At 69.4% G+C, this 8,578-nt stretch carries 11 protein-coding genes and 1 riboswitch; of the genes, 5 read left to right on the top strand and 6 right to left on the bottom strand.

The genetic code is table 11. The features are described 5' to 3' along the window. On the bottom strand, positions 1-313 hold a 313-nt coding region (locus G6020_RS03430), incomplete at its 3' end, for a DUF1707 domain-containing protein (RefSeq protein ID WP_182609663.1). An 86-nt stretch (positions 314-399) separates the two neighbouring features. On the opposite strand from G6020_RS03430, the gene G6020_RS03425 reads away from it, so the two are divergent. Together G6020_RS03425 and G6020_RS03420 are read left to right on the top strand one after the other, a co-directional pair. After that, on the top strand, positions 400-1,314 hold the full coding sequence (locus G6020_RS03425; protein WP_182609662.1) for an ATP-binding cassette domain-containing protein: 915 nt from the start codon (positions 400-402) through the stop codon (positions 1,312-1,314). Next, positions 1,311-2,075: an ABC transporter permease gene (locus G6020_RS03420; RefSeq protein ID WP_179523463.1), complete on the top strand. Its 765-nt coding sequence runs from the start codon at positions 1,311-1,313 to the stop codon at positions 2,073-2,075. Before G6020_RS03425 ends, G6020_RS03420 begins: the two co-directional genes overlap by 4 nt. Before the next feature lie 113 nt (positions 2,076-2,188). On the opposite strand, the gene thiC is transcribed toward G6020_RS03420, so the two are convergent. Continuing rightward, positions 2,189-3,892: a phosphomethylpyrimidine synthase ThiC gene (gene thiC / locus G6020_RS03415; protein ID WP_182609661.1), complete on the bottom strand. Its 1,704-nt coding sequence runs from the start codon at positions 3,890-3,892 to the stop codon at positions 2,189-2,191. After that, positions 3,888-4,002, bottom strand: a riboswitch (TPP riboswitch). Its footprint overlaps the gene before it by 5 nt. A gap of 73 nt (positions 4,003-4,075) precedes the next feature. On the opposite strand from thiC, the gene G6020_RS03410 reads away from it, so the two are divergent. The 3 genes from G6020_RS03410 to G6020_RS03400 all read left to right on the top strand — a co-directional run bounded on the left by G6020_RS03410 (position 4,076) and on the right by G6020_RS03400 (position 6,090). Then, positions 4,076-4,372, top strand: coding sequence for a GNAT family N-acetyltransferase (locus tag G6020_RS03410; protein WP_179523462.1), 297 nt, complete (start codon positions 4,076-4,078; stop codon positions 4,370-4,372). 5 nt (positions 4,373-4,377) lie between these two features. After that, complete coding sequence (locus G6020_RS03405; RefSeq protein WP_182609660.1) at positions 4,378-5,562, top strand: winged helix DNA-binding domain-containing protein; 1,185 nt, start codon at positions 4,378-4,380, stop codon at positions 5,560-5,562. Positions 5,563-5,652: 90 nt separating this feature from the next. Next, on the top strand, positions 5,653-6,090 hold the full coding sequence (locus G6020_RS03400; RefSeq protein ID WP_182609659.1) for a CD225/dispanin family protein: 438 nt from the start codon (positions 5,653-5,655) through the stop codon (positions 6,088-6,090). Between the two features lie 3 nt (positions 6,091-6,093). Here G6020_RS03400 and G6020_RS03395 read toward each other — a convergent pair whose 3' ends face one another. The 4 genes from G6020_RS03395 to G6020_RS03380 all read right to left on the bottom strand — a co-directional run. Further along, positions 6,094-6,510, bottom strand: a complete 417-nt coding sequence (locus G6020_RS03395) for a CoA-binding protein (protein ID WP_182609658.1) — start codon at positions 6,508-6,510, stop codon at positions 6,094-6,096. 76 nt (positions 6,511-6,586) lie between these two features. Continuing rightward, the gene (gene ppk2 / locus G6020_RS03390; RefSeq protein WP_182609657.1) at positions 6,587-7,480 is read right to left on the bottom strand and encodes a polyphosphate kinase 2; all 894 of its coding nucleotides are present in this window, start codon (positions 7,478-7,480) and stop codon (positions 6,587-6,589) included. Positions 7,481-7,517: 37 nt separating this feature from the next. After that, complete coding sequence (locus G6020_RS03385; protein WP_182609656.1) at positions 7,518-8,318, bottom strand: exodeoxyribonuclease III; 801 nt, start codon at positions 8,316-8,318, stop codon at positions 7,518-7,520. A gap of 13 nt (positions 8,319-8,331) precedes the next feature. Next, positions 8,332-8,578, bottom strand: a 247-nt coding sequence (locus tag G6020_RS03380; RefSeq protein WP_182609655.1) for a GNAT family N-acetyltransferase, incomplete at its 5' end; no start/stop codon positions are given.

Here is an 8,578-nt window from a genome sequence, read left to right as displayed (position 1 = left end):
ACCCGCCCATGAACGCCAGGGACGTCGACGGACCGCTCCCGCCGGTGACCCTGCGTGCGGGTGCCGCCCCGTGGTGCGCCGCGGGCGCGGCCCCACCGTCGCGACGGGTGGGGGACAGGTCGCGGGTGAGCTCGGCCAGGTCGGACTGGAAGAGGGCCCCGTAGGCCTTGGTGGTCCGCTCGTCGAACTCGGCGAGGGTCAGGCGCCCTTCCGAGTAGGACTGCTGGAGGAACCTCGCCGTCGCCTCACGCTCGTGGTCCGAGGCACGGATCGACGGGAGTTCGGGACCGGGATCTGGGCGGGCGTCATCCATGGGACGAGGGTAAGCCCTGACACACCTGTACGGGAGCTGAGTGGGAGGAGCCCGCTTCCCGCGCCCCGGCAGGCACACTGGAGACCATGATCGAGGTACGCAATCTCACCAAACGCTTCGGCGCCGCTACGGCGGTCGAGGACCTGAGCTTCGTGGTGCGGCCGGGCGTCGTCACCGGCTTTCTCGGCCCGAACGGGGCCGGTAAGTCCACCACCATGCGGATGATCGTCGGCCTGGACACCCCCACCTCGGGTGAGGCGCTGATCAACGGCCGGCGCTACCGGGAACTCGAGCGGCCCACCCACACCGTCGGGTGCCTGCTCGACGCGTCCTGGACCCACGCCAACCGGTCCGCGGGCGCACACCTGAAGATGATCGCCGCCGCGGGTGGTCTGCCGGCCACCCGCGTCGACGAGGTGTTGTCGCTGGTCGGTCTGAGCGACGTGGCCGGCCGCAAGGTGGGCGGGTACTCGCTGGGAATGCGCCAGCGACTCGGGCTGGCCACCGCCATGCTCGGCGACCCCGAGGTGCTGCTCTTCGATGAACCGGTCAACGGTCTCGACCCCGAGGGCATCCTCTGGATCCGCCGCTTCATGCACGCCCGCGCCGCCGAGGGCCGGACGGTGCTCGTGTCGAGCCACCTGCTGTCGGAGATGGCACAGACGGCCCAGGACCTCGTCGTCATCGGTCGGGGGGTGCTCCGCGCCCAGACGTCCGTCGAGGAGTTCCTCTCCGCGGCCACGTCCTCCGTCCTCCTCCGGACACCGCACGTCGACGAGTTCACGGCCGCCGCCCGGGAGGAGGGGATCACCGCCACGTTCGACCCCGAGGCCGGCGTGTTCCTCGTCGAGGGGCTGCCCGCCCCCCGGGTCGGTGACCTCGCCGCGAGTCTGGGGATCACCGTCCACGAACTACACGAGAAGCGGGCGTCGCTCGAGGAGGCCTTCATGGCGCTCACCGACCAGGACGTCGAGTACCACGGTCAGGAGACCACCCGATGAACCTGCTGAAGTCCGAGTGGATCAAGGTCACCACCACCAAGAGCGCCTACTGGCTGTACGGCCTGGGGATCGCCCTCGCCCTCGGCCTGGCCGTGATCATCGGCCAGTTCGAGCAGCCCTCGGCGGGGGACCCGATCGTCGGGGAACCCGGCGGCGGGGGCGATCCGCTGTTCGCGATCCTGGGAGTCGGCGCCTTCACCGTCATCCTCGCGTGGATCGCCGCGATCGTCGCCGTGACCGGCGAGTACCGCTACCACACGAACAAGGCCACCTTCCTCGCCTCACCGTCGCGGTGGCCGGCGGTGCTCGCCAAGACGGCGCTGTTCACCGTGATGTCGATGGTCGTGACCGCCGTGGCGGTGGTGGTCTCGCTGCTGGCCGCGGGGGCGCTGTCCGGTCTGGACTCGTGGACCCCGTTCTCGGGCGACGGGCTGACGTACCTCGTGCGGTTCCCCGTCTACGCAGCGGTGGGCACCCTCGCCGTGATGGGCCTGGCGTACATCATGCGCAACGCCGCCGGCACCATCTCGCTGTTCCTGGTGTGGACGCTGGCGCTGGAGGGCATGGTCTCCCTGATCCCCCGGGTGGGGCAGGACATCGCCGGCTGGATGCCGTTCGCCAACGGCGACTTCTGGACCCAGGGTGAGACCGCGCGCGGGTTCATCACGTGGGGCGAGTGGCCGGCGTTCGCGTGGTACGCGGCGGTCTGCGTGGCCCTGTGGGTCGCGGGTCTGGTGATCACCCTGCGCCGCGACGCCTGAGCGGCACCCACGACACGGCCCGGGTGTCGGTACACCCGGGCCGCGTCTCGTCGCGGGCTGGGCCGCGCGCTGGCTGGGCCGACTCGCGGGGGGGTCGGACGCCCTGTGGAAGGTCAGTGCTGACTGATCGGCAGATAGACGCGGGAGCCCTGTTCGGCGAACTCCGCCGATTTCTCCGCCATCCCCGCCTCGATCGCCTCGACCGTCTCCATCCCGTGCTCGGCCGCGTAGTCCCGGATGTCCTGGGAGATCCGCATCGAGCAGAATTTGGGACCGCACATCGAGCAGAAGTGGGCGGTCTTGGCGGGCTCGGCGGGCAGAGTCGCGTCGTGGTACGCCAGCGCGGTGTCCGGGTCGAGCGCCAGGGCGAACTGGTCCCTCCACCGGAACTCGAACCGCGCGGTGCTCAGCGCGTCGTCCCGTCTCTGTGCGCCGGGGTGCCCCTTGGCCAGGTCCGCCGAGTGCGCGGCGATCTTATAGGTGATCACGCCGGTCTTGACGTCGTCGCGATCGGGCAGGCCCAGGTGCTCCTTGGGGGTGACGTAACAGAGCATCGCCGTACCCGCCTCCGCGATCCGCGCGGCGCCGATGGCGGAGGTGATGTGGTCGTAACCCGGTGCGATGTCCGTGGCCAGCGGCCCCAGCGTGTAGAAGGGCGCCTCCTCGCACCACTCCTCCTCGAGCCGCACGTTCTCCACGATCATGTGCATCGGCACGTGCCCGGGGCCCTCGATCATCACCTGGACGCCGTGGCGCTTGGCGATCCCGGTGAGCTCACCCAGCGTGCGGAGCTCGGCGAACTGGGCCTCGTCGTTGGCATCCGCGATCGATCCGGGCCTCAGGCCGTCCCCGAGGGAGAACGTCACGTCATAGCGCGCGAGGATCTCGCAGAGCTCGGTGAAGTGGGTGTAGAGGAACGACTCGCGGTGGTGCGCCAGGCACCACGCCGCCATGATCGAGCCTCCGCGCGAGACGATCCCGGTGACGCGCTTGGCGGCGAGCGGGACGTACCGCAGGAGCACGCCCGCGTGGACGGTCATGTAGTCCACGCCCTGCTCGCACTGCTCGATGACGGTGTCGCGGTAGAGCTCCCAGGTCAGCGCGGTCGGATCGCCGCCCACCTTCTCCAGTGCCTGGTAGATCGGCACGGTCCCCACGGGAACGGGGGAGTTGCGCATGATCCACTCGCGGGTCTCGTGGATGTCCCGCCCGGTGGACAGGTCCATGATGGTGTCCGCGCCCCACCGGGAGGCCCACACCATCTTCTCGACCTCCTCCGCGATCGAGCTGGTGACCGCGGAGTTGCCGATGTTGGCGTTGATCTTGGTCAGGAAGCGCTTGCCGATGATCATCGGCTCGCTCTCCGGGTGGCGGTGATTGGCCGGGATGACGGCGCGGCCGGCCGCCACCTCGGTCCGCACCACCTCGACGTCGATCCCCTCCCTGGCGGCGATGAAGCGCATCTCCGGGGTGATGTGGCCCGCGCGGGCCCAGGCCAGCTGGGTCCGCACCGGCGTGGGGTCCTCCGCCGAGGCGGGCGCGGCCTCCGGGTGGGCCCAGCCGTCGCGGGTGGGCGGCAGTCCTGCGGCGAGGTCGTGGCACTCCCCGGCGTCGGCGTACCCGGTGTACGGACCGGAGGTGTCGTAGACGTCGAACGTCGTGTCGTTGGTCAGTGAGATCCGACGGACGGGCACGCGCAGGGTGCTGTCCTCGGCCCGGACCTCGAGGTAGGACTTGCTGCTGGAATGGATGGGGCCGCAGGTCACGGCCTCGATCGAGGTGGTGTCTGCGCTGGTGGTGGACGTGTTTCTGCCCATGATGTTCACTGCTCCCTACGCCGGCATGACCCGGACAGGTTCAACGGTCGACGACCCGGCTGGCCGTCCTCTCAGCCCGCGCTCCGAAGCGGACTCCCGTGTGGACGAGTATGAAATGGTGCCGGGCGAGCGTACCCCGGCGAGTAGCATCACGTGGGGAACACACCCTGCCGAAGGAGCCCCATGTCCCGAGTAGAGTCACTGGTGTTGGTCCACAACACCGATAGAGACCGGTTCGAACTGTGGGACGGCGAGACGTTCATGGGCCTGGTGGGGTACGAGAAGGACGGCGAGGTCTACATCCTTCTCCACACCGTCATCGAGGAGCACTTCGGTCAGCAGGGCATCGCCCGCCTGCTGGTCAGTCTGGTCCTCACCCGGATGCGTCTGGACGGGAACAAGATCCGGCCGGTGTGCAGCTATGTCCGCCGCTTCCTCATCCGCTTCCCCGAGTACCAACTCCTCGTCGCCCCCCGCTGACCCCGGTGAGGGAGGCGTCCGGGACCACTCCGGTCACCCGCCGGGATCTCGCCCGCCTCCGCCTGGCCTCCCAGCGGCTCGTGGGGGAACGCTGCTCCTCGCCCGCCGAGGCGGTGCGGTGGATGGCGTGCATGCAGGGGCAGGACCTGCCCGGCGTCCTCGCATCGGTCGCCCTGCGCTCCCTCGGTCCGGACGGCGGGCCCGCGACGATCAGCGACGTCCGAGCAACCCTCGCCGACGGGTCCGTCGTCCGTTCGTGGCCCATGCGCGGCACCCTCCACCTCGTGCCCGGTGAGGACCTCGGGTGGATGGTCGGGGTGGCCGCGGGGCGGTCCCGTTCTGCCGCGGTGGGGCGGCTCGCCGCGCTCGGGGTCGACGACGACGGAATCGCCCGCGCTCACAGAATTCTGCTCGAGGAGATCGCCGGGACGCGTGTCCGGACCCGTGCCCAGCTCCAGGATCGCTGGCGGGCGGAGGGAGTGGAGGTTTCTGAGGGCCGCGGCTACCACCTGCTGTACCTCTTCGTCGTCGACGGGCTGGTCAGCCAGGTCGACGGCACGGGGTCCGAAGGGACAGGACCCGGCAACACAGGGCCCGGCAACACAGGGTCCGGCAGCACAGGGTCCGACGGTCCTGTGCACGGTTTCGCCCACCACGATCGGTGGCTGGCAGCGAACGGGGTCGTCCCACGTTCACCCACCCGCGAGCAGGCCGTCGCGGAGTGGCTCGAGAGGTTCCTTCGATCACACGGACCCGCGCGGGCCGAGGACTTCCGACGGTGGACCGGACTGCCCTTGCGAGACGTCCGCCCCGCCCTGGAGGCGGTGTCCGGGCGGCTGGAGGCGGTGTCGTTCGACGGCGCCACCTACTGGATGGACCCGGGCGCGCCTGATCGGCTGGCCGCTGCGGGTCGGTCCGCGGATGCCGTACTCCTGCTCCCGGGCTTCGACGAATACCTGCTCGGCTACGGCGACCGGTCCCACGCGGTTGACTCTGATCACTCCGGATTGATCGTTCCCGGCAACAACGGTGTGTTCCGGAGGACGGTGGTGCACAGGAGCAGAGTGGTCGCCACGTGGAGAACGGTGGGCTCGGGCGGCCGGCGTCGCATCGAGACCGCGCCGTTCGCGACTCTGTCCGGGCGGCAGTCGACGGGGATCGCGCGGGCGTTCCGCAGGCATCCGACCTGACGGCGGCGCGCGCGGCACCGGTCGGATGGGGGCCGTCCGTTCGGGAGGAGGGTGTTTCGGCCGACCTCACTCCGGGGATACGATTCGGTCATGACGAACCCGAGCTACCCCGGTTCCCCCTCCGACTCCCCGTTCGGGGCGGGCCAGTCCCACGGACAGGAGTCCGGCTACTGGCAGGACTCGTCCTACGGTCAGAGCGCACCCTCGTACGGCCAGAACCCCGGCTACGGGGGTCAGGGCACCGGGGCGTTCACCGGCTCCCCCGGGGCCACCCGACCCGGCCCGCCGTCGAACATCGGGTGGGCGGTGGCCTCGCTGCTGTTCTTCTGGCCGCTGTCGTTCGTCGCGATGACCCGCGCCGCGGACGTCTACCCGCTGTGGGCGGCCGGCCACCACGCCGAGGCCGAGGCCGCGAGCGCCTCCGCCAAGAAGCTGGGCCTCATCTCGCTGGCCATCTTCGGGGGACTCGTGGTCCTCTACTTCGTCTTCATCATCGCCATGGTGGGGCTGACCGCGTCCGGATTCTGATCGTCAGATCAGTCCCACCCGCGGCGCTTCGATCGCCGGGCACGTGTCCATCACCACATCGAGGCCGGCGTCCGCGGCCCGCCGGGCGGCGTCCTCGTCGATCACTCCCTGCTGCAGCCAGACGGCCTTCGCCCCCCGGGCGATGGCCTCGTCGACGACTCCGCCCGCGAGGTGCGAGTTGACGAACACGTTCACGACGTCGATCTCCCCGGGCACCGACGCCAGGTCCGGGTATCCCTGCTGCCCGTGGACCGTCTCGGCCTTCGGATGGACCGGGACGATCTCGTGGCCCAGGTCCCGGACGTAGGCGGCGATCCCGTACGCGGTGCGTCCGGCATTCGAGGACAGGCCCACCACGGCCCACCGCCCGCGATCCGAGAGCAGGCGCGTGATGACGGTCGGATCATTCGTGTGGCTCATACCCTGTGCAATGCGCGGCGTCGCGCAGACATTCCCCGACGGGCCCGGTGCGCGGGATCTTCCTTCGCGGGCTCAGTCAGTCCCCGACGGCGACCTTGCCGCGCCGGACGATCTTCGGGTCAGGGTCGAACACGACCTGCGGGTCCTTCTCCGGGTAGTCGAACTGGTTGAGGAAGTGGCGCATCGCGTTGATGCGCGCCCGCTTCTTGTCGTTGGACTTGATAGTGATCCAGGGTGCCCAGTCGGTGTCGGTACGCCGGAACATCTCCTCCTTGGCGGCGGTGTACTTGTCCCACTTGTCCAGGGACTCCAGGTCCATGGGGGAGAGCTTCCACCGCCGGACCGGGTCCAGCTGACGGATCGCGAACCGGGTCTTCTGCTCCTCCCGGGTGACGGAGAACCAGAACTTGGTCAGTCCGATGCCGGAATCCACAAGCATCTTCTCGAACATGGGCGCCTGCTCCATGAACGACTCGTACTGTGCGTCCGTGCAGAACCCCATCACCCGCTCGACGCCGGCCCGGTTGTACCAGGACCGGTCGAACATCACGAGCTCGCCGCGGGTGGGCAGATGACTGATGTAGCGCTGGAAATACCACTGGTACAGCTCGGTCTCGGTGGGCTTGATCAACGCCACCACGCGGGCCTGTCGCACGTTGATGTACTCGGTGAACCGCTTGATCGTCCCGCCCTTGCCGGCGGCGTCCCGGCCCTCGAACACGATCACGTGCCGGTGACCCGACTCGGCCTGCCAGTTCTGGAACTTGAGCAGCTCGATCTGCAGCAGGTACTTCTCCACCTCGTACTGGTTGCGGTCCAGCCGGTGGTCGTACGGGTAGTTCTCCCGCCACGTGTCCACGGCCCTGCCGTTGATGTCGATGAGGTCGGGGTCCTCACCGTGGTCGTCGCGGACGGTGAAGCCCTCGGCGCGCAGCCGGTCGATGTAGTGGCGGAGTTGGAACGTGGACATCGGTGGGGGCTCCTGATGCTGAGACGAGGTGGCGGTGCTAGTCGAGGTCCACGACGACGGGCGCGTGGTCGGAGGCGCCCTTGCCCTTGCGCTCCTCGCGATCGATGAACGCGCCCGTCACCCGAGCGGCCAACTCCGGTGAGTGCAGCTGGAAGTCGATGCGCATGCCCTGCTTCTTGGGAAAGCGCAGCTGGGTGTAGTCCCAGTAGGTGTAAACGCCGGGGCCCGGGGTGTACTCGCGGGTGACCTCGCGGAAGCCCGCTCCGTCGAAGGCGGCGAAGGCCTGGCGTTCGGGCTCCGAGACGTGGGTCTTGCCGTCGAAGACCTCCATGTCCCACACGTCGTCGTCGTGCGGCGCCACGTTCCAGTCACCCACCAGCGCCACCTGCGCGGACGGGTCGGCGGCGAGCTCGGCGGAGGCGTGGTCGCGGAGCCGGGCCAGCCACTCGAGTTTGTAGGTGTAGTGCGGATCCGCCAGTTCGCGACCGTTGGGCACGTAGAGGCTGTAGACGCGGACGCCGTCGCACACCGCCGAGATGGCGCGCGCCTCCGGGTCCTGCGTGACCTCGGGATCCTTGTGGAAACCGGGCATGTCGTCGAAGCCCAGCCGGACGTCCTCGAGCCCCACCCGCGAGGCCACGGCCACACCGTTCCACTGGCTGAGCCCGTGGTGGGCGACCTGGTACCCCAACTCCTCGAACGCCTCGTGCGGGAACTGGTCGTCCTTGCACTTGGTCTCCTGCATGGCCAGGACGTCCACGTTGGAGCGTTCCAGCCAGGCCACGACCCGGTCCCGTCGAGCTCTGATCGAGTTCACATTCCAGGTGGCCAGGCGCATGGCGAGCAGTCTATTACCCCGTGTCGGATCGCGCGGACCGTGGAGCCGAACCCTCGACGACGACGAGGTGACGCATCGAGTGATGCGGGGCCAACCCGAGCTTGGCCCACAGGCCGCGACCGGCCGAGTTGTCCGCGAACACGTGGAGGTGACATTCCTCGGCACCCAGCGCCCGCCCCCACGCGACGAGCGCGCCGGTGACCACCTCGGCGAGCCCGCGGCGCCGGTGGGCGTCGGCGGTCTGTACGCACGAGACCGCG

It is taken from the genome of Dietzia sp. B19, assembly GCF_014145155.1.
GTDB classification, from domain to species: domain Bacteria; phylum Actinomycetota; class Actinomycetes; order Mycobacteriales; family Mycobacteriaceae; genus Dietzia; species Dietzia natronolimnaea.
Note: the sequence above shows the minus strand (reverse complement) of the source record. Positions and strands in the feature narration are given on the sequence as shown.

Coding starts and splice junctions, on each gene's coding strand:
- G6020_RS03425 (WP_182609662.1), top strand. CDS start 400: ATGATCGAGGTACGCAATCTCACCAAACGCTTCGGCGCCGCTACGGCG.
- G6020_RS03410 (WP_179523462.1), top strand. CDS start 4,076: ATGTCCCGAGTAGAGTCACTGGTGTTGGTCCACAACACCGATAGAGAC.
- G6020_RS03385 (WP_182609656.1), bottom strand. CDS start 8,318: ATGCGCCTGGCCACCTGGAATGTGAACTCGATCAGAGCTCGACGGGAC.
- ppk2 (WP_182609657.1), bottom strand. CDS start 7,480: ATGTCCACGTTCCAACTCCGCCACTACATCGACCGGCTGCGCGCCGAG.
- G6020_RS03420 (WP_179523463.1), top strand. CDS start 1,311: ATGAACCTGCTGAAGTCCGAGTGGATCAAGGTCACCACCACCAAGAGC.
- G6020_RS03400 (WP_182609659.1), top strand. CDS start 5,653: ATGACGAACCCGAGCTACCCCGGTTCCCCCTCCGACTCCCCGTTCGGG.
- thiC (WP_182609661.1), bottom strand. CDS start 3,892: ATGGGCAGAAACACGTCCACCACCAGCGCAGACACCACCTCGATCGAG.
- G6020_RS03395 (WP_182609658.1), bottom strand. CDS start 6,510: ATGAGCCACACGAATGATCCGACCGTCATCACGCGCCTGCTCTCGGAT.